Origin of the sequence: Patiriisocius marinistellae (assembly GCF_009014635.1) — a bacterium.
GTDB lineage: Bacteria > Bacteroidota > Bacteroidia > Flavobacteriales > Flavobacteriaceae > Patiriisocius > Patiriisocius marinistellae.
In genome coordinates this window covers 216,392-237,222 of record NZ_BKCF01000001.1, presented here as the reverse complement: position 1 = coordinate 237,222, position 20,831 = coordinate 216,392, and the positions used below count along the sequence as shown (strand labels likewise).

Annotated in this window: 18 protein-coding genes; 3 read left to right on the top strand and 15 right to left on the bottom strand. The window is 33.8% G+C overall.

The window, feature by feature from the left end:
- The first annotated feature begins 20 nt into the window (after window positions 1–20).
- Window positions 21–1,439, top strand: a complete 1,419-nt coding sequence (locus GB234_RS01060; protein WP_151892656.1) for a DUF5689 domain-containing protein — start codon at window positions 21–23, stop codon at window positions 1,437–1,439.
- 143 nt (window positions 1,440–1,582) lie between these two features.
- On the opposite strand, the gene GB234_RS01055 is transcribed toward GB234_RS01060, so the two are convergent.
- From GB234_RS01055 to GB234_RS01030, 6 genes are all read right to left on the bottom strand, one after another.
- Window positions 1,583–2,119, bottom strand: a complete 537-nt coding sequence (locus tag GB234_RS01055) for a PH domain-containing protein (RefSeq protein ID WP_151892655.1) — start codon at window positions 2,117–2,119, stop codon at window positions 1,583–1,585.
- A gap of 127 nt (window positions 2,120–2,246) precedes the next feature.
- A complete protein-coding gene (locus tag GB234_RS01050) occupies window positions 2,247–4,142 on the bottom strand; it encodes an OmpA family protein (protein WP_151892654.1) in 1,896 nt (631 codons plus the stop codon).
- Window positions 4,143–4,165: 23 nt separating this feature from the next.
- Complete coding sequence (locus GB234_RS01045; protein ID WP_151892653.1) at window positions 4,166–5,092, bottom strand: PorP/SprF family type IX secretion system membrane protein; 927 nt, start codon at window positions 5,090–5,092, stop codon at window positions 4,166–4,168.
- A gap of 132 nt (window positions 5,093–5,224) precedes the next feature.
- Window positions 5,225–9,799, bottom strand: a complete 4,575-nt coding sequence (locus tag GB234_RS01040) for a T9SS type B sorting domain-containing protein (RefSeq protein WP_151892652.1) — start codon at window positions 9,797–9,799, stop codon at window positions 5,225–5,227.
- Window positions 9,800–9,919: 120 nt separating this feature from the next.
- Window positions 9,920–10,882, bottom strand: a complete 963-nt coding sequence (locus GB234_RS01035; RefSeq protein WP_151892651.1) for an endonuclease/exonuclease/phosphatase family protein — start codon at window positions 10,880–10,882, stop codon at window positions 9,920–9,922.
- 160 nt (window positions 10,883–11,042) lie between these two features.
- Window positions 11,043–11,297, bottom strand: coding sequence for a hypothetical protein (locus GB234_RS01030; protein WP_151892650.1), 255 nt, complete (start codon window positions 11,295–11,297; stop codon window positions 11,043–11,045).
- 205 nt (window positions 11,298–11,502) lie between these two features.
- Here GB234_RS01030 and hflX point away from each other — a divergent pair, with 205 nt between their 5' ends.
- A complete protein-coding gene (gene hflX / locus GB234_RS01025) occupies window positions 11,503–12,711 on the top strand; it encodes a GTPase HflX (protein ID WP_151892649.1) in 1,209 nt (402 codons plus the stop codon).
- A gap of 105 nt (window positions 12,712–12,816) precedes the next feature.
- Window positions 12,817–13,857: a T9SS type A sorting domain-containing protein gene (locus GB234_RS01020; protein ID WP_151892648.1), complete on the top strand. Its 1,041-nt coding sequence runs from the start codon at window positions 12,817–12,819 to the stop codon at window positions 13,855–13,857.
- A gap of 98 nt (window positions 13,858–13,955) precedes the next feature.
- Here GB234_RS01020 and GB234_RS01015 read toward each other — a convergent pair whose 3' ends face one another.
- From GB234_RS01015 to GB234_RS00975, 9 genes are all read right to left on the bottom strand, one after another.
- The gene (locus tag GB234_RS01015; RefSeq protein ID WP_151892647.1) at window positions 13,956–14,867 is read right to left on the bottom strand and encodes a DUF3078 domain-containing protein; all 912 of its coding nucleotides are present in this window, start codon (window positions 14,865–14,867) and stop codon (window positions 13,956–13,958) included.
- A gap of 102 nt (window positions 14,868–14,969) precedes the next feature.
- Window positions 14,970–15,476, bottom strand: coding sequence for a DUF2480 family protein (locus GB234_RS01010; RefSeq protein ID WP_151892646.1), 507 nt, complete (start codon window positions 15,474–15,476; stop codon window positions 14,970–14,972).
- Between the two features lie 82 nt (window positions 15,477–15,558).
- A complete protein-coding gene (locus GB234_RS01005) occupies window positions 15,559–15,885 on the bottom strand; it encodes a DUF59 domain-containing protein (protein WP_151892645.1) in 327 nt (108 codons plus the stop codon).
- Window positions 15,886–15,973: 88 nt separating this feature from the next.
- On the bottom strand, window positions 15,974–16,399 hold the full coding sequence (locus GB234_RS01000; protein ID WP_151892644.1) for a SufE family protein: 426 nt from the start codon (window positions 16,397–16,399) through the stop codon (window positions 15,974–15,976).
- Between the two features lie 19 nt (window positions 16,400–16,418).
- Window positions 16,419–16,844, bottom strand: a complete 426-nt coding sequence (locus GB234_RS00995) for an META domain-containing protein (protein ID WP_151892643.1) — start codon at window positions 16,842–16,844, stop codon at window positions 16,419–16,421.
- A gap of 105 nt (window positions 16,845–16,949) precedes the next feature.
- Window positions 16,950–18,164 (bottom strand): aminotransferase class V-fold PLP-dependent enzyme, encoded by a 1,215-nt coding sequence (locus GB234_RS00990; RefSeq protein WP_151892642.1) that lies wholly within the window; start codon window positions 18,162–18,164, stop codon window positions 16,950–16,952.
- Between the two features lie 91 nt (window positions 18,165–18,255).
- Window positions 18,256–19,569: a Fe-S cluster assembly protein SufD gene (sufD, locus tag GB234_RS00985; protein ID WP_151892641.1), complete on the bottom strand. Its 1,314-nt coding sequence runs from the start codon at window positions 19,567–19,569 to the stop codon at window positions 18,256–18,258.
- A gap of 66 nt (window positions 19,570–19,635) precedes the next feature.
- Window positions 19,636–20,388, bottom strand: coding sequence for a Fe-S cluster assembly ATPase SufC (sufC, locus tag GB234_RS00980; protein ID WP_151892640.1), 753 nt, complete (start codon window positions 20,386–20,388; stop codon window positions 19,636–19,638).
- 1 nt (window position 20,389) lies between these two features.
- A complete protein-coding gene (locus GB234_RS00975; protein ID WP_208997312.1) occupies window positions 20,390–20,818 on the bottom strand; it encodes a hypothetical protein in 429 nt (142 codons plus the stop codon).
- Between the last annotated feature and the right edge of the window lie 13 nt (window positions 20,819–20,831).

Below are 20,831 nucleotides of genomic sequence, written 5' to 3'. Positions count from 1 at the left end.
AACACTTTAATATATTTCAGATGAAAACATTAAATTTTTACAAATTAATCCTATTGCTTTCAGTAGCAGTATTTTTATCATCTTGTGTGCAAGATGATGATTTTGACACGCCTGATACAACTGTTGTGGCACCAGATATTCAAGGAAATGTTATATCGATTAATGCACTATATGATGCATTATTGCAAGAACAAACTACAAACGGAAATAATATTTTACGATTTGAAGAAACAAATAACTTTATCACTGGTTATGTTGTGTCAAGCGACGAAGGAGGAAACTTTTTTGAAGAACTTGTGATACAAGATGCTGCAGAAAATCCTACACGTGGAGTACGTGTTTTAGTGGATGTAAGTCCATTATTTACATCCTTTGAGTTTGGACGTAAAGTATTTATTAAATTAGATGGTTTAACAGTTGGTTTTTCAAATTCAGGTGATTTAGCAGGTAATTTTAGTTTAGGAGTTTTAAACGGAACTTTAATTGATAAAATTCCTGAAGCTCAATTTGAAGAATTTCTAATTAGAGATGTTGAAGTAGCTACTATTGTAGCAAAGCCAACTTCAATTGCAGATTTTAATATAGCAAACACTAATACATTTATTCAATTAAATGATGTACAATTTAACCGTAACATTGTTTTAGGGCCAAACCGTCAAACATTTGCTGGTGAACCAAGTGATTTATTTGATGGTGAACGTCTTTTAGAAAGCTGCTCAGATGGTCGAACAGCTACTTTAAGCACAAGTACATTTGCAGATTTTAAAAGCGTTTTGTTGCCTGATGGAAGAGGAAATTTAAGTGGTGTTTTGACAACAGATTTTGAAGGAGATAACTTTATTGTTTCTGTTAATTCTCCTGAGACTATTAATTTTGACAGCACTGAGCGTTGTGATCCAGATGTTTTTAATTGTACAGGACCAAGTGGTGGCGGAACAGCATTTTTCTCTGAAAACTTTGAAGCCTTCAACGCTATAGAAGATTATGAAGCTGCTGGTTGGACTAATGTAAATGTTGGTGATGGATCATTAGTTTGGGAAATTGGAAACTTTAGTAATAGTAATTACGCACAAATTAGCGGTTTTAACTCTGGAGAAGATGATATTCAAGCTTGGTTAGTAACCCCTTCTATTGATATGGATAACACTATCGAAGAAGAATTAAACTTTAACATTCAAGCAGCATTTGATAATGGACTAATTTTATCTGTATTAGTTTCTACAAACTTTACTGGAGACGTTACTACAGCAGATTGGTCTCCACTTGATGCTAATATACCAGTAGGTCCTGCAAGTGGATTTGGTGACTTTACACCAGCGGGTCCAATCAACGTTTCTTGTATTGATGGAACAGTAAATTTTGCTTTCTTATATGAAGGTAATGATCCAGATGCATCAACACGTTACCACATTGACGATATTGTTCTTACAGGTAACTAATATCTTTTTTTGGCATAAAGCCGAAATTTTAAACACATTAAAAGGCTTCCATTGTTGGGAGCCTTTTTTTATACTTGGAAAACCAAAACCAACGGTATTTTGAACTTGATCTTTATTAGGTAAAATTGTGTAGTTAGTTTTAATTATAGAGCGTCAAGAAAAGGAGAATTTATCCAAGCTCCATTGTTAAAAAAACCTCGTTTTAGATAAAATATCTTACCTTTTAAAATAGAAATTGATTTAATTGAAGAATTCAGGTTGCTGTCTGATAAAGAAGTAATGTAAACCTTTTGGCCATTGTTTAAATTTATTAATATATAATGGAACGGCTCAAAAGGGAAAAATATAACCCGACTATTTCTTTTAATAGAAGGAGCACAATGAATAATTATAGTTTCGATTTCTTCAATCTCAAATGAATACCTAACATCATTTATTTGATAGTTTAATTTATTTTTAGAAAATTGAACTACAGTATTTTTTGTTTTAATATAAAAATCTGCTAAAAGCAAAAGGGTTATAGTTAATTGAATGCTAAAGTAAAATGCAAAAATTAATAATACGTGTTGAACATAATTGGTCTTATAAAAAAATACTAAAGCCATCAAAAAGCCTAACAAAACAATAATGAAATTTATTAAACTTTTGAATATACTTTTTCTATTTATCTGGTATTTCATTATTTAATGTTGCCTAATTATTTTCCTTTTTTAGATGAAGTATTATATTAAAGAAAAAACCCTCATATCCCGATAAATCGTTCCATGAGGGTCTAGCTTCTTGGTTGGTTAAGCTAATTTTTACAGGTTATCTTTTTGTTATAGTAAACTCAGACCTTCTGTTTAATTGATGTTCTTCTTCTGTACATTTTTCTCCACATGATACACGTGGTCTAGTCTCACCGTATCCTTTTGCTGTCAATCGCTTAGCATTAATACCTTTTGAAATTATGTATTGGCGTGTGGATTGTGCTCTTCTTTCAGATAGACTAAGATTGTATGCGTCTTTACCTCTAAAGTCGGTATGACTAGCAATATCTATTTCCATATTTGGATATTTAGTCATTATTGAAACTATCTTATCAAGTTCAAAAGCGGCTTGAGGTTTAATGTTAGATTTGTCAAGGTCAAACAATATAGGGTTTAGCACTATTTTGTCCTCAACAATAATATCTTCAATAGGACGTAACATTACAGTTGCTGAAATTGTTTCATCATTAGCTGATGACACACTTGTAGCATTGCTTTCAAAATCATTCATTACAGCTTGTACTTCATGCTCTTGGTCACAAGAAGTTTCAAAAGAGACCTTACCATCTGGACCACTTGTCTTAGCGCTTAGTTTATTGTCCATAGTATCATATAAATCAACTCTTGCTCCTGCAATAGGCGCTTTTGTGTATTCATTCATAACCATTACATCAATTGTTACTACACATGGAATCTCCACAGCTCTTACCATATAAATATCATCGCTACCTTTTCCTCCTTCACGATTTGAAGAAACATATCCAGTCTCAGTAATTGGGTCATATTTGTAAGCAAAATCATCTGCAGAGGTGTTTACTCCAGATCCTAAATTATTTACAGTCCCAAAATTACTTCCCTGAGCTTCTGCAATAAAAACATCAAGCCCACCTATTCCTAGGTGTCCGTCACTTGAAAAGTATAATGTCCCACTACTATCAACATATGGGAACAACTCTTTACCCTCAGTATTAATATTATCTTCAAGTCTTTGAGGAGTTCCTAGAGATCCATCAGCATTAATACTTGTTTTGTAAATATCAGACAAGCCCTTACCACCTGGCATATCACTTACAAAATAAAGTGTTTTTCCATCTGGGCTTAATGCAGGATGTCCTACTGAGTATTCATCACTATTAAACGGAGCAGATTTAACTCCAGACCATCCTTTACCAGCAATTTTTTCGGCGTAGTATAAGTTAATTTGGTTTACACCATCTTCACTTTTGTCGTAATCTCCTTCAAAATAATCATTACGGTCAAAATACATTCTTTTTCCATCTGCAGAAATTACTGCATTTGATTCGTGGTACTTTGTGTTTACATCTCCATCAACTAATTTAGGATCCTTTATAGTACCTCCTACATCAGTAGCTTTATATAAATCTAAGAAAGGCTCTTCATTCCATTGATATTTTTTGCGTGTTGTATTACGACCAGAAGAAAAGTAAAAGTCTTTTCCATGGATTATACCACCAAAATCTGCAAACTCGCTATTAACCTGTTCCATGTTTGTTGCAGTGTAACGAGCCATATTCTCAATAATTTGAGGAACATAGTTGGGATTTTTCATAAAATCCTTTGCGCGCGTATCGTTAGGCTTCATAGAAGCAAACTGCTTCATGTAAGTATTGTAGTCTGAAAACTTACCATTTGCTTTTAATGATTGAGCATAATTGTAAACAGCCTCAGGATTTGCATTTTTTGATTTTACGACTCTTTTATAATATGTTTCTGCTTTTTTTGTATCGTTTATAAAAAAGTAGCTATTTGCTAATCTTTCAAATACGTAAAGGTCGCCATCACCTTTTTTAAGTAATTTTTGGTAGGCTTTTGCAGCATCTGTATATGCTAGATTTGCATAGTATTTATCTGCTTTTTTAGTCTTACTATTTTGAGCAGTAACTAATGAAGTACTTACTGCTAGAAGTAGAAATATGGTATATATTTTTTTCATTTTGAATGAAATTAAAGTTGTTATTAGAAGTATCTAGGTGAACGAAGTGTGCGTTTCTTTGTGAAAAGGTCAAAAGTTAAGACAATCTCATGCGAGGAGTCTGAAACTACGTTGATATCTGAAACCACACGATCATAAGCATACCCTACTCTTATTTCAGGCAATACTTGGAATCCCACAAGCCCACTAAAAGAATCATCTAGTCTATAAGAAACTCCTAATTCAAATTTATCATAGAATAATGCATTTAAGTTTCCGTCGAAAGAGACAGGTGCATCAAAAGCACTTTTTACTAATACAGAAGGCTTTAATTTAAAGTTTTCGTTTACTTGAAATACATAACCAGCAGTACCAAAGTAGTGATTTGTCTCATTTCCGTAGCGAATACCATTTTCATCAAGGTGAACAGTATTTAATAAGTTAGGAACAGAAAAACCAACGTAGAAACTGTCTGCATATAAAAAAGCTCCCGCCCCAATATTAGGATATGTATTATTTATATCCTGTGAAAAAAATGGGTCATTAGGGTCTTGAGAGTTGACACCTACACCAGCTAATCCCACATCATGAAACGTAGCACCGGCTTTTAAACCTAATGCTAACTTTGTATTTGCGCCTACTTGTAGTGTATATGAAAAATCTGCATATACATTAGTCTCGCTAATAGGACCAAGTTCATCTTTAATAGCCGAAAGCCCTAATCCTACTTTGTCACTTAAAGGTCCGTGAGCAGAGAACGTGAAAGTTTCTGGTGCTCCGTCAAACCCTGACCATTGTTTGCGATAGAGAGCGGTAAATGAAATGCTTTCTTTAGAACCTGCATATGCTGGGTTTACAACATTCATGTTGTACATGTATTGCGTATACTGCGGGTCTTGCTGAGCGGTAGCTTTTTCGGTACACAGTACAACACACAAGAGTACTAATAATAGCGATAGTTGTTTTTTCATTATAATGATATTTATTTTTTGTTAATTGAAACTTCCGAGTTGATTATCATAAACTGAGCAATCTTTTCTTCGGAAATAGTAAGTGGATTATACAGATTGCTATACAATCCACTTTACTGGTTTTCTTTTTAATTAGTTTGCTTCTCTATTTATATATATCCAACCTGACCCAGTAGCTGAATCTTGGAAGATTTGATCTGCATTCTGTAGCTTTATTACATAAAAGTACGTTCCAGTAGGTAACTCATCACCGTCAGTTGTGTTTCCAGTAAATTGATTTGAATAACCGTTACCAAATACAAATACTTCACGTCCTAATCTGTTAAAAATTTGAACACTTTCAATTCCAGATCTATTGTTTAAGAACTCTAGGTTTAATACATCATTAATACCATCACCATTAGGAGAAATACCTTGAGAAATAACACAGTTTGCATTATCAGTGAATAATGATATATCAATACTTGCTTCACCTTCGCAACCTTCTGGGCTCATTACAAGTACAGTGTAGGTTTGTATTCCCGTTGTATTTGCAGGTAATGAAACATCAATACTACTATTTGTCTCTCCAGCTAATTCATCACCATTTAAAAGCCATTGGAACGTTGAACCACTCGCACTAGCAGATGCATTGATAGTAGTTTCAAATCCTGGACATGTTTCAAAATCGTCTGTGTCAATTATAATATCTAAAGGTGCTGCGAGTGTTACACTTATACTTTCTTCACCCATACAACCTTCTGGACTTGTAACTACAACATTATATACTTGAGCTTGTGTAGCTCCTGCTGGATATGTTGCACCTATACTACTATTTGTTTCTCCAGGTAGTAAAACACCGTTTAAGAACCATTGGTACGTCACATTTGCTACACTAGCAGATGCGGTTATAGTAGTAACAAAATCTTCACAACTTTCAAAGTTGCCAGAATCAATAGTTACATCAATTGGGTCTGATATAGTCACAACAATTTCGTCTGTTACTTCACAACCATCTACTGTTGTAATTGTTAACGAATAGGTTCCTGTAGTATCAACAATAATCGTAGGTGTTGTTTCTCCTGTGCTCCATAATAATGTTGCACCCGTAGTATCTCCTGTGATATCTGGAATAATTTCGAATGTGGCATTATCACAAACAGTTGCATCTGCACCCAAATCAATTGTTGGAACTGGGTTCACAATTACATCTATAGAAATCATGGTAAAACTACAAGGTGGCACTGTAATAGTCACTGTGTATGTTCCAGAAACGGCAGGTGTAAATATAGCATCAGTCGAAACAATTGTTCCTCCAGCATCTTCCCAAGAATATGTAACTGTTGTTAAATCAATTCCTGCGTTTGTAGGTGTCGCGTCCAATCCAGTAAATGATTCATCTGGGCAGAATGTTACTTCTGCTGGTAAATCTGTAGTAATAACAATAGCCTGCGTAATACTTAACTCAAAATTTGTAGTGCTAAAACAATTAGGTTGGTTCAGTTTTTCTACACGAACAAAAATTGTTTCAGGGTTTGAAGCATTAATGTATGCCGTAGGAGTAGGGATGTCATTATTGCCAGTGTCTGCATCTACTTGGCTATTGTGGAATGTTACTACGTGTAAAGCAGGGTCTAATCCGTCTAACAATTCGGTAATTGTAGAGGTTAAATCAAATGTTGCTTCATCATTTCCAGTTTCATCACATAATTCAAGATTTGTTGGTGCAATAATAACTGGTGGCACACCTTCAGCAAAAACACCTATATCATCAATGGCTAAGTCATTTCCGCAGGCACCAAAAATATCGTTTAAGATAACAATTTGAACTTGATTATTAGCTCCAGAATTAAAATCAAGAGAAAATTGAAGCCATTGTGGGTCTGATTGATTAATAACATCATTTGTGTTATTTGTAGCTATGACTGTGCCAGACATGTCTTCAACTCTAAAAATTAATCTAGAAGGAGAGCCGTTATTAGGACATATATTAGTGTCTATATCATAAACAGTTGTCATCCAGAAAGAGAATAAATGGTCTGTATTTGTAGGTACTGTCACATCACGTCTATATAATTCAATTTCAGTTGGATTTTCTGAAGGATTAAAGAAAATCATTTGTCCATCAGTATCATCTGCTGTATGGTCTAACATATCATTATGCCATCCATCATTTAGTCCTGTAGAAACACTTGATACAGTATATTGATTTGCATCTATTTGTGTAGTTCCGTCATTAAAGTCTAATGGTGTAAAAGGATGTGTTTCATTACCTGTTCCAGTTCCAAAATCTTCAAATAATAGTGTGTCATTACAATCAAAAAAGCCACAGCCGCTTTCTTTAGTTACAGTAACCTCATCAGTAATTTCATCAAAACCACCTCCTGGCAATTCTACTGTAAGTGCTGCAACATACGTTGTTGTTTCGGTAGGGCAAACATTAAGGACGGGATTATTACTTAATACAGTTCCATTGATATCTCTCCACTCAAAAGCACTTGCAGTTGTTGGAGCACCACTAGGAACAAATCTCCAGCTTTCACTTTGTCCAGGCGCAACCTCCCAAACACCTACGTTTCTATCTTCTGGCACACTAAATTGAGTAATGTCATTTCCTTGAATACCAATTGCAGCAAGGCCATCATTCCAAGTGATACAAGTAGGTTTTTCAATAATATTGACATCAATAATATTCAAAGATTCATATAAAAGAATTTGAGATGTAGAAGAAATATCATTACAAGAAAAATGAGCTATGTTATTATAGTTTAATACAAATATCCTGTAAGGAGCAACTCCAGAGACAAAAAAGTTAATCTCCCCACCTTCACTCACATCCATATCGTGTAAAGCACCAAATATAGAATTTAAAGTATATACTGGTGGGTCATTAAGAGGAAGTTGGTCAGGTGGATCCATTACATAACCAGAGCCGCCAGTATTTGACAGATCAAAAGAAACTACTCCATTACCATTAACTACAAGTGATGAGTAAGTATTACCAAAAAACTCAAAATCAAAAGTCATATCAATAGGGCTACTCCAAGTATCATCACTAATAACTCCAGATGGTGTTCCAGTTAATGGCGGAACGTCACAAACAGGACCTTGTATAGCATAACTTGTAGTGTCTAAAAAAGGAGTTGTCAAAAAAGAAGCCGTTAAGTCTACACAATCAGTATCACAATCTAAAAAAGCATCTGGTCCTGCATTAACAATATCACATTCTCCTGTAGATAAACAATTTATAGGGCCACTGTCAATAACACAGTCTGTATTTCCACCATCAATAGTAATAATAGGAGTTGTGCCTGGAGGGTAAGTTCCAAAGGTTAAAATTCCTGGTGCTGTTGCGGTCTGAGCTGGATTTCCTTGGTCATCAGTTATTGTAAGTGTTGATGCACCTCCTAAATCTGTGATGTCAACAAAAACGGAGAATTCTTGGCCGGTTTCACATAAACCATCTTGAGAAAATGTTGCTGTAGGAGGCACACATTCACAATCTATAGGTCCACTTGTTGCAACACAATCAAATGCACCACCATCTACTATCATATTTACTACTGCACCAGGAGGAAAAGGACCAAAAGTAAATGTCCCAGGTACTGTTGTAGTTTGTACAGGTTGTGTCATTGCTGCATCAAAAATATCAACACTTGGAGCACCTGATAAATCTGTAATTACAACATCAATTGTCCAGTCTTGTCCTGGAAAACATAAATCGTTTGAAATAAAGTCTACTATAGGTTCTTCACATTCACAAGAAATAGGACCACTTGGTACTACACAATCCATTACTCCACCATCAACAATAATATTGACTACTGCAGCTGGGTCAAAAGGACCAAATGTATATGTGCCAACTGCTGTTACTGTTTGCGCCGTAGTTGCTGGAATGGTAAATATGTTTAAACTAGATGCTCCGCCTAAATCTGTAATCTCAACATCAACAGTCCAATCTTGTCCTGGAAAGCACATGTTATTTGAAACAAAATCAACCGTAGGAGGTTCACATTCACACCCTATTGGGTCACTCTCAATTAGACAATTAGCATCGCCATTATCAACAGTGAATATAACGTCTACGTTTGGATCATAAGGGCCAAATGTTGTTGTGCCTACCGCTGTAACCACAACAGGTGTTGATCCTTGGTCATCAGTTATTGTAAGTGTTCCAGTACTTCCTAAATCTGTAACATCCACGTCAATTTCAAAATCTTGACCTGTAAAACACATATTGTTACTTATAAAGTCTACTGCAGGAGGCATACACGTCAAACAAAATACATCCCAATCCCATGCTGTCTGTGAGCCACTTACACAACTATTAGAGACGTCAGAGTTAATCATTAATGTAATAGTGTCTCCAGTTGATGTAAATGTAAGACCAGATAATTGACCTCCAGCACCATATGGTGTAGCTGCATTTAAATCTGTAACTCCATCAGAATCAAGCACAATAACTTCATCCCATGTATTTTCAGTTGTCCCTGCATTAAATGTTAAAACAAGGGGAAAACCTGTGTCGCTTGTAAACTCAAATGATGTTGTATCAAAATTATCATAGCAAAATGTAGTGTTAACTGGGCCATCGGCACATACAACTGTAGTCTGTGCATGACTAAATCCAACAAACAAAAAAGCCAAAATAAAAAGCAATTGTGATTGCTTTATTTTGGCAAGTAAGTGTGTATTATTAGAATTTTCGGAAGGTAATTGTAGCTTCATCAATAATCTTTTTGTGTTATTTTTGGCTAAATTTAGTTAAAATATGTTAATCAATAATCAATATTGTATGTTTTAGATGAATGGCATGTAATTCACGACGAAAATCTGGAATAATTCCTATTAATTATGTATGGTAAAAACTCCATAAATAGGGAAGTGATCACTAATACCTCCTAAATATTCTGGACCTGCATATGTTCGAAATGGATGCCCTTTGTACACACCTTCAAATACTTGAGCACCATGAAAATTAAATATTTTAGCCTCTTTAAATCTAAAATTATTTCCATAACCTTGAAGAAAATTTTGAGAGATAATAATTTGGTCAAATAAATTCCATTCTCCTTTAAAAGTAAGGCTCCCATCTTCTCTTGTGAGTAATAACTCCATAGGATTATACATGCTTGTATTGCTGATTGCTTTTATACTATTACTTTCTGGATCATCATTAAAATCGCCTAAAACAATAATCTTGGCATTAGTGTTTACTTTTCTTATACTATTAATAATTTTAATATTTGTTTTTGATGCAATTATGCGTTGAGGTTCAGTAAGTTTTACCCCAGCTCTTCTAGAGGGCCAGTGGTTGACTAAAACATGAACAATAACACCATCAAGTTTTCCTTTAACATAAAGTATGTCCCGAGTATAATCCTGGACGCCAGCTTCTTTTTCTAAATACACCTCGTGTATTTTTTTTTCAAGTACTTCAAAACAATCTACATTATATAATAACGCAGTGTCAATGCCGCGCTCGTCATTAGAATCAAAATGAACAAATTTATAATTTGTATGCTTTAAATGTTCAGAGTTGATAAGTTCTTGAAGGACAAATGCATTTTCAATTTCGGCAACACCTATTAATGATGGAGGTTTTTTTGTGTCCTTAAACCCTATTTGATTAATAATGTGTCCAAGATTGCGCACCTTTTTTTTAAACCTAGATTGGTTCCATTTTTTTGGTGCGTCAGCAGTAAAATCATCATCAAATATATCAGGGTCATTAATTGTATCAAAAAGATTTTCAAGGTTGTAAAAGGCAATAGTATGGTTGATGATATTCTCTTCGGAAATTTTTGACATTTGATATAAAGTTGTTTGAATACACTAAAGTACTCAAATAAGATGACTCAAATATTGGGGTATTTAATTATAACAAATATTTGTGTTGTTAAATATTTCCGCAGAAAACAAAAAAAGACCGCTTATCATAAGCGGTCTTTAATTAATTATAATTTATTTTTTAATTGCAGTCTAAGTCATCTAACGCTGCTTGAAACTGAGCAGCTTGTTCTCCTGAACAGCCATTATCTACAAAAGACTGTAAAGAAGCTCTGTAAGCAAGACAATTTGCATTTGAGTCATCTTCAATAAATGCCGTTAATTTTGCAGAAATATCTTGAGAAGAAGCAACACAGTCAAAACCTGCATCATCATCACTACCGCAAGCTGTTAATACCATACCCATTACTGCTAAACTTAAAATTAATTTTTTCATTGTTTTTGTTTTATATGAATTGCTAAAATAATATTAAATTTATGTTAAAAAAATAAATTTTTATTTGATTAATAAGCTATCAATAGCTATCCTTTTTAAATTTTTTATAAATCTTAAATGATAACAGCTAAATTTAATAAAATCTTGAGAGGCTCATTTGTTGCTCTTTAGTACCTTTACTCTAAGTGTATAATGATTAGAATATATGATTGAAGAAAAACAAATAGATTACGAGAGGACTATATTAATTGGTCTCATAACCCAGCAACAAGATGAGGAAAAGTCTAAAGAATATTTAGACGAATTAGAATTTTTAGCATATACTGCTGGTGGTGAAGTGTATAAACGCTTTATTCAAAAAATGGAAAAACCAAATCCTAAAACATTTATAGGTACAGGAAAATTAGATGAGGTTTTATCATATGTGCAACAACATGATATTGGGACAGCAATTTTTGATGACGAATTATCACCAGCACAACAAAAAAATATTGAGAAGATTCTAGATATCAAGATAATTGATCGTACGCATCTTATTTTAGATATTTTTGCACAACGAGCACAAACAAGCTATGCACGTACACAAGTTGAGCTAGCACAATATCAATATTTGCTTCCTAGGTTAACAGGGATGTGGACTCACTTAGAACGTCAACGTGGTGGGATAGGAATGCGTGGACCTGGAGAGACTGAAATTGAAACTGACAGACGTATTGTAAGAGATCGTATTTCTTTGCTAAAAAAGAAAATTGAAAAAATTGACAGGCAAATGGATGTTCAGAGAGGTAACCGAGGGGCTCTTGTAAGAGTGGCGCTTGTGGGTTACACAAATGTTGGGAAATCAACATTAATGAATGTTATAAGTAAAAGTGAAGTCTTTGCAGAAAATAAATTGTTTGCTACGCTTGACACTACGGTACGCAAAGTTGTAATAGGTAATATGCCATTTTTGCTAAGTGATACGGTAGGTTTTATTAGAAAACTTCCTACACAGTTAGTAGAGTCTTTTAAGAGTACACTTGATGAAGTTCGTGAAGCAGATTTACTATTACATGTTGTAGATATTTCTCACGAGTCATTTGAAGATCATATAGCCTCAGTCAATAAAATACTTGATGAGATTGACAGTGCTGATAAGCCTACAATTATGGTATTTAATAAAATTGATGCTTATAAACCAGAAACCATAGAGGAAGATGATTTAGTCACTGAAAAAACAAAGGCGCATTATTCTATTGAAGAATGGGAAAAAACGTGGATGAACAAAATGGATGGTGATGTGATTTTCATTTCGGCATTAATGAAAGAAAACTTTGAAGCTTTTAGAAAACTTGTCTACGATAAAGTAAGAGATATTCATGTAACAAGATTTCCATATAATAATTTTCTATATCCTGAAGAATATATAGAATAGTAGGAATTTACTTTCGAATAATAGGTTAAATTTTTATATATAAAGTTATTTTGTGTTAATATTTTTTATAGTTTTATATAATATTAACAACTTAATTGGTTTATTATGAAAAAAATTACTTTTATAGTGAGTGCATTGTTGGCAACATCATTTGTTGTTCAAGCACAACAAATGGATGAGGACACAAGTTCATCAACACCTCCTACATCGGATGGGTTTTCTATTAATGATGCATCTGTTATAGGAACGGAAGCAGTATTTTATGAAAATGGCCCTTATTTTAATTTACCAGGTGCTGGACTTGGTGGTGCTGACATTAGTAGATTAGAAAATGTAACTATTGGTAACACTACATTAGGTGCAGGTTGTAATACTGGTAGCGGATTCAGAATATCAGATGATTTTACAATTGCTGATGGTTATCAAATCAATGAAATTACTTTATATGCATATCAAACAGGGGCCCCTACGTCTCCAGCATCTATTCCTGGTGTGTATATTCAAATTTGGGATGGAATTCCAAGTGATCCTGGATCAACTGTAATTTATGGAGATTTAGCGACTAATGTTTTAGATACATCATTCTTTAGTAATGCTTATAGAGACTCGGAAGGGACTCCAGACGCAACAGACAGAGCTATTCAAGAGGTTGTTGCATTAACTCCAGGTTTAAGTCTTGCTCCGGGTCAATACTGGGTTGATTGGGTTTATGATGGTGATCCTGGGTTTTCTGGACCATGGCAGCCACCTATTTCTATTTTAGGAGCTACTACAACAGGTGATGCTTTACAATTTGATCCAAATACTAGTTTATGGGCTCCTAATGCAGATGGTGGGTCAGGTAACATTAATGGTTTCCCTTTTGCTTTAGATGGGGATCAAGTTGCAGGTGTTTTTGATAATACTTTAGATTCACAAATCTCTGTTTCGCCTAATCCAGCTTCAGATATTTTAAGAATAAACACCTCAAATGGTATTCAAATTGAAGCTGTTTCTGTTTATGATATTAAAGGTTCGTTAGTTAGAACTTTTGAAGCATCTGGTGTTGTTCAGGAAATTAATGTTCAAGATTTAAGTGCGGGTGTTTTCTTAGTGAAAATTCAAACAAATCAAGGTCAAACGGCTAAGCGCATTGTAAAAAAATAATTCTATAATAATACAATAGCTAAAAGCCTCGAAACAAAAGTTTCGAGGCTTTTTTATGTCAAATTAATTTACTGAAATTTTTATAAATGGTCTATAGACTAAAAACCATAAGTAACACCAATGGCAAGTGCTTCACGAATTTGAAATCCTTTTACAGCGTTATCATCATAGATTGCTTGGAAAGTTGTGTTAGCAGTTATCCATTTGTTTACTGTCATTACTAAATTCATAGTATAGTCAATATCAACGTTTTGAGGATCTTCTAAATAATTACTATAAAGGTTTAAAACGTTTTCCATTGATACATTTTCAAGTAGTGTAAATTTGCCATAAGCACCTATAGAAGCACCAAATTCAAAACGAGTTGACTCATTTGCATCTACACCAAAGTATGGAGAATACGCCGCAAGAGCAACAGGATCGTTAGCATCAACCTCGGTAAACTTGCTGTCAACGACAATTAAACGAGCAGTTGCGGGAGCAATATTCACTTTTAAATTATCGCTATCTTTCCATAACATACCAGGTCCTGCTTGAAAATATCCAGGGGATAAAAACTTAGTTTGTTCAGTTCTTGTTTCATTTCCATCCACATCTTCGCCAAAAGTGTACCCACTAGTAATTTGTGACCTAAAGTTGAAGAAGAAAGAATAATACCATTTGCTGGTATCGCTCAATTGTTTTCCAACAATAGAGTTAAACTCTAATCGATCATTTGTTTTTTTTGAGAACTCTTGGTCTCTTTGATTTGTAATACCATAATCAACCATTAAGCGATTGTCCCATGTTAATCTTCCTTTCTTATAATTTGCATCATAAGATCCTGTAAGATTTACAGAATAATTGGTTGTACCACCACCTTGCCACTCAGCATTAAATGCAGATTGACTAAAAAGTAATGAAACATTTCCTGCTTTTGTCCATCCTTCTTTAGGAGCTTCAGCTTCATCTTGCGCAACCATTAAATAAGGAATTGCAGCGATTGCTAGTGTAAGTAAAATTTTTTTCATTAGTTGTAATTTAAAATATTTGCACAAATGTAAAACATCTTCCAATTATAATATAATAATAGAAAATGTGCTTTCGTTGAAAGTAATTAAACTCTAGGCGAATTACCTTCTTTTATAAAGGGGGACAGAAGAACATGCTTCCCCAAACATGATGCTTTTTGCTACAGGCTGTAATCTTTTAATCAACATACTGTATGCAGAGGGTGGAATAGGTTTGTTTGAACAACCTTTAATTATTACTGGAATATTATCAAAAGGTGCTATATCTATTTCTGAAACTATTCTTGTATAAAGAACCGTTTCAATACTTTTCAAATCTCCAGTAATAATCTCCTTTGCAAAAGGAGCTAAATGAGATGCAACTAACATAAAAGCCCAAGAGGGTATAATCGCATCTGTGCTACAATATAAAGCTACATAAGTATTATTATATTGAGACCAATCATGTTCCTTTACAGATGCTCTAAAATCACTTTCTTTTAAAATTATGCCTTCTAGTAACCATTGAGAAATATCAAATAATATTCTTTTACCAGATGGGTAAAAATCTTCTAAGTCTATAGTAACAAGTTTGCTTTGAGCAACTCTATTTATTATTTCGTTTTCCAAATTTCTAACTTAATTATAGGAATCCTATTTTAAATTTTAGCCCTGTCGTTTAAAAATAAGATAGACAGAAAGCGTTAAATTTTTATAGCATCCCTAATTCTAATTTTGCTTCGTCGCTCATTAAATCTTGGGTCCAAGGAGGATCAAAAGTGATTTCTACCTCAGCATCATTTACCATTTTTAATGACTTTACTTTGTCTTCTACTTCAACAGGTAATGTTTCGGCAACTGGGCAGTTGGGCGTTGTAAGGGTCATTAAAATTTTAACGTCATTATTTTCATTTACAAATACATCATAAATGAGTCCAAGTTCGTAAATGTCAACAGGGATTTCTGGGTCAAAAATTGTTTTTAAAACTTTAACTACTTTTTCGCCTAACTCTGCTGTATCTCTTTCTTGTGTTTCCATATTAGCTGCCCTACTAAAAGGGTTTATTTAATCTTTATTATTTTAATGTCGAAGTTAAATTTCCGAAGAAAAACAACCTTGATTTTATTTAGCTATTTAACTGTGCTTGATAGCCCAATGCGTACAATTTTAATTGCTTTACCATTGATACAAGGCCATTGGCTCGAGTAGGGGAAAGGTGCTCTTTTAATCCTATCTCATCAATGAAATCCATTTTTGCGCTCAATATATCTTCTGGAGCTTGGTCGTCAAAAACTCGAATCAAAATTGCTATAATTCCTTTAGTTATTATAGCGTCACTATCTGCTTTAAAATTCACCTTTTCGCCATTAAGTCCTGCATCTAGCCAAACTTTTGATTGACATCCTTTGATGAGTTTATCATCGGTTTTCTTAGCTTCATCAATTAAGGGTAATGATTTTCCTAGGTCAATCATATACTCATAGCGTTGCATCCAATCATCAAACATGGAAAACTCATCAATTAATTCTTCTTGTATTTGTTCAATCGTCATAGTCAATTATTTGTAACTTTTATTTACGTGAGGCTTTTAGTAATACACTGCGGTCTACTTTTGAATACAACGATAAAACATTATCTTCAATATTAAATGAACCGGTTTCTTTTAATGCTTTCATAAATGCTCTTTCTACATTCATTACTGGCTCATCACAATAAGCCTCTGTTGCCATAAGCTGTCCTACGCTTATTGCAAGAACATCAATGCTATAATTTCCAGAAAACGTATTGCATCCACTATTTCCAGATACCATTTTGTCTAGTGCGGTAAATGATAGGGACATATCTTTTGATTGTAATGGGGTGCCCGTGATTTGTGTTACAGTATAATTTCCTGTCAATCTCACCGTACCTGCAGTTTCAATAACTTTTTTTGTTTCATTACACCCTGTCATAAGTACTGCGGATATAAGTGCCGTTACTAAAAGTAGTTTTTTCATGATAAATTTGTTTTTTCTGTTAAATTATACTCTGTTAGGTTTTTAAAATACCTTTATAAATTTACAGTTAAAAAGGGATAATTGCGATACAATTTAAGAAGAAAACTATTGCAACATCATTTTTGCTCGCTCCACTGCACTTACTAATTTGTCCACTTCTTCCATTGTATTATAGAATGCAAACGATGCGCGTACGGTTCCTGGTATATTGAAAAAATTCATAATGGGTTGTGCGCAATGATGTCCTGTTCGTACAGCTATGCCCAATTTGTCAACAATAGTGCCAATGTCATACGGGTGAATCCCTTCTATATTAAATGAAATAACTGATGTTTTTTGAGTGCCAGTTCCATAAATTTTTAAACCATCGATTGCTAATAATTTTTTAGTAGCATATTTTAACAGCTTTTCTTCATGTGCTGCAATGGCATCAAAACCAATGTTGTTTAAATAGTCAATTGCTACCCCAAAGGCGATTCCACCACAAATATTAGGGGTTCCTGCTTCAAATTTATGAGGTAATCCAGCGTAGGTTGTTTTTTCAAAGGAAACTTCGGCAATCATCTCACCACCTCCTTGATATGGTGGTAGTTTTTCTAACCACTCCTCTTTTCCGTAGAGCATCCCAACGCCTGTAGGACCACACATTTTATGTGCAGAAGTGACATAAAAGTCACAATCAAGTGCTGCTAAATTTGGTTTTATATGCGAACACGCTTGTGCACCATCAATTAAAACAGCAGCATCATATTTATGTGCTTCATCGATTATGTATTTAATAGGGTTTATGGTTCCTAGCGCATTTGAAATATGATTAACAAAAACAAGTTTAGTTTTTTTAGATAACAAAGTATCAAATGCATCCATTTTTAAAACTCCATCCTCATCAATTGGGATAACTTTTAAAATAGCTCCTGTACGTTCGCAAAGCATTTGCCAAGGGACAATATTGCTATGATGTTCTAATGCCGAAACTATAATTTCATCACCCTCCTTAAGCAAAGATGAAAAACCATTTGCTACAAGGTTGATTCCATGTGTAGTTCCAGGGGTTAATATTACTTCGTGTGAATGTTTAACACTAAAGTGAGCTTGAATTTTTTTGCGTGCTGCTTCATAAGCATCCGTTGCTTCTTGTGAAAGCGAGTGAACACCGCGGTGTATATTTGCGTTATAATTTGAGTAATAATCAACAATTGCATCAATAACCTGTTGTGGTTTTTGAGATGTTGCGGCATTATCAAGATAAACTAATGAATATCCATTAACCTCTCTTGAAAGTATAGGGAACTCTTTTCTTATAGCATGTACATCAAACATAGTGTCTTCCTAATTTTTAAACTTTTGAAAATTTGATCGTGAAAAAAAAGCCTTTCAGTTATAACGGAAAGGCTTTTTTAGAGTTTCAGTATTATACTTGAAAGCCTAAATTCACACCTATTTTATTTGCGATGAGTTTATTTATTCTTGTTTTTAATTCTGGAATCTTTACAGATTCGAGAACTGTATTTGCGAAAGCATACATGAGCAACGCTCTTGCTTCTTTCATAGCAATTCCGCGGGAGCGTAAATAGAATAGTGCTTCCTCATCTAACTGCCCAATGGTACAACCATGGGAGCAACGTACATCGTCAGCAAATATTTCTAATTGTGGCTTTGCATTTATTGTTGCTTTATCACTAATTAATATGTTATTGTTCTGCTGAAATGCGTCAAGCTTTTGGGCATCTTTTTCAACATAAACCTTACCATTAAATACTCCAGTTGAGCTTTCGTCGAAAATACCTTTATAATCTTGATGACTCTCACAGTTTTCGGCAATGTGATGAACTAATGTATTGTGATCTACATGTTGTTTTCCTTCAATAATTGTAACACCATTTAAAATAGAATCACAACCTTCTCCAAGTTGTCTAAAATTAAGATTGTTTCTAGTCAACTTTCCTCCAAATGAAAAAGTATGAACACTACAAATACTATCGCGTTCTTGAGAAACGTATGTACTATCTATTAAAGAAGCATTTTCTTTATCATTTTGAATTTTATAGTAATCCACGTTTGCTCTTTTTTCAGCAAAGATTTCAGTCACACTGTTTGTGAGAACAGCGTTTTTACTTAGACTTTGGTGACGTTCTATAATTTGAACATGTGCATTTTCTTCTACCACAATAAGGTTACGTGGTTGCAATAAAGTTGCAGCTTCATTTCCTGTTGAAAAATTTATAATTTCAATAGGTTTTTGAGCTTCTTTGTGTTTAGGGATTCTAATATAAGCACCTTCCTTAGTGAAAGCAGTGTTTAATGATGTGAGGCTTTCTTTTGTTGCAACTTTGTTAAAATATGTTTCTATTATAGGTTTGTATTTCGCTTTATTTAAAGCAGATGACATTAAACAAACATCAATAGTATCATGCGTAGTTTCTGAAAGGAAAGAACTGTAAACGCCATCAATAAATACAAGTTTATAGGTGTCAATTTCGTGTAAAAAATACTTTTTCACATCCTTAAGTTCAATTGCATTCTCTCCATTAGGAAAAACGCTATAATCTACTTTTAATAAAGAGTTAAGTGATGTGTATTTCCATGCCTCATCTTTTTTACTAGGAAAACCTTGGTCTTCGAAGCTTTTCATTGCAGCAGTTCTTAAGTCGTGCAATGGAGAATCTGCTTCTAAATGGTCTTCAAAAGCAATATATGAGGATTGTAATTTTTCTTTTAAGCTCATGTGTTGAATTGTGAGTTATGAGTTAAACAAAATGTTCATTTAATTGAACTTTATAAAACTTAAAACTTATTTTACTAATTCTTCTTTAATCCAGTCGTATCCTTTTTCTTCTAGCTCATATGCTAATTCTTTTGTTCCAGACTTGACAATTTTACCGTCCATTAAAACGTGTACAAAATCTGGAACAATATAATCAAGTAAACGCTGGTAGTGTGTGATAACAATTACAGCGTTATCTTTTGCTTTTAATTTGTTCACACCATTTGCAACAACCTTCAAAGCATCAATGTCAAGACCAGAATCAGTCTCATCAAGAATGGCAAGTTTAGGTTCTAGCATAGCCATTTGAAAAATTTCGTTACGTTTTTTTTCTCCACCAGAAAAACCTTCATTTAAAGAACGAGATAAAAATTTACGATCAATCTCTAATAAATCAGCTTTTTCACGAATCATTTTTAACATGTCACTAGCTGGCATATCCTCTAAACCTTTTGCTTTTCGGTTTTCATTGATAGCTGTTTTAATGAAGTTAGTTACTGAAACTCCTGGAATCTCAATAGGGTATTGAAACGAAAGGAATATACCTTTATGAGCTCTTTCTTCTGGATCAAGCTCTGTTATGTCTTCACTATTAAGAGTAATTTCGCCTTGCGTAAGTTCAAACTCTTCTTTCCCTGAAATTACAGAAGCAAGTGTGCTTTTTCCAGAACCATTAGGTCCCATTATAGCATGTACTTCTCCTGCATTTACATTTAGTGAAATCCCTTTTAAAATATCCTTTTCTTCTACACGTGCGTGTACGTCTTTTATATGTAACATATTATTTTTTCTGGATTGCTCTCGCTTTTTTATCTACTATATTTTTGTCCTCAATTTTAACATCTGCTGGTGCTGGTTTCTTACTAATTTGAACAATATCAATAATTGTTAAAACCTCATCCCAGCCTTCAGTTCCTTCGGGTTTATTTGCTAAAGTTCCAGTTACAACTACTGGGACCATATCAAAATCATCTTTTTTGACCGGTGCTACTTTATTAGCCAGCTCTTGCATTTTTTTATCTATAGTAACCCCATAAATAAAGTCTTTTCCTTTTAAAACAGCTGCATCTGCGGTGTAAATAAACTCACCTTTGTAAACTGATAAATTAGAATTTTTAGTTGTTACTAAGTTTTTGTCTAGTTTCTTAGTGTTGTTATTACAAGACGCTAGTGTAAATATTGCTATTGCAATGAATACTAACTTTTTCATGTTTTTGTTTTTA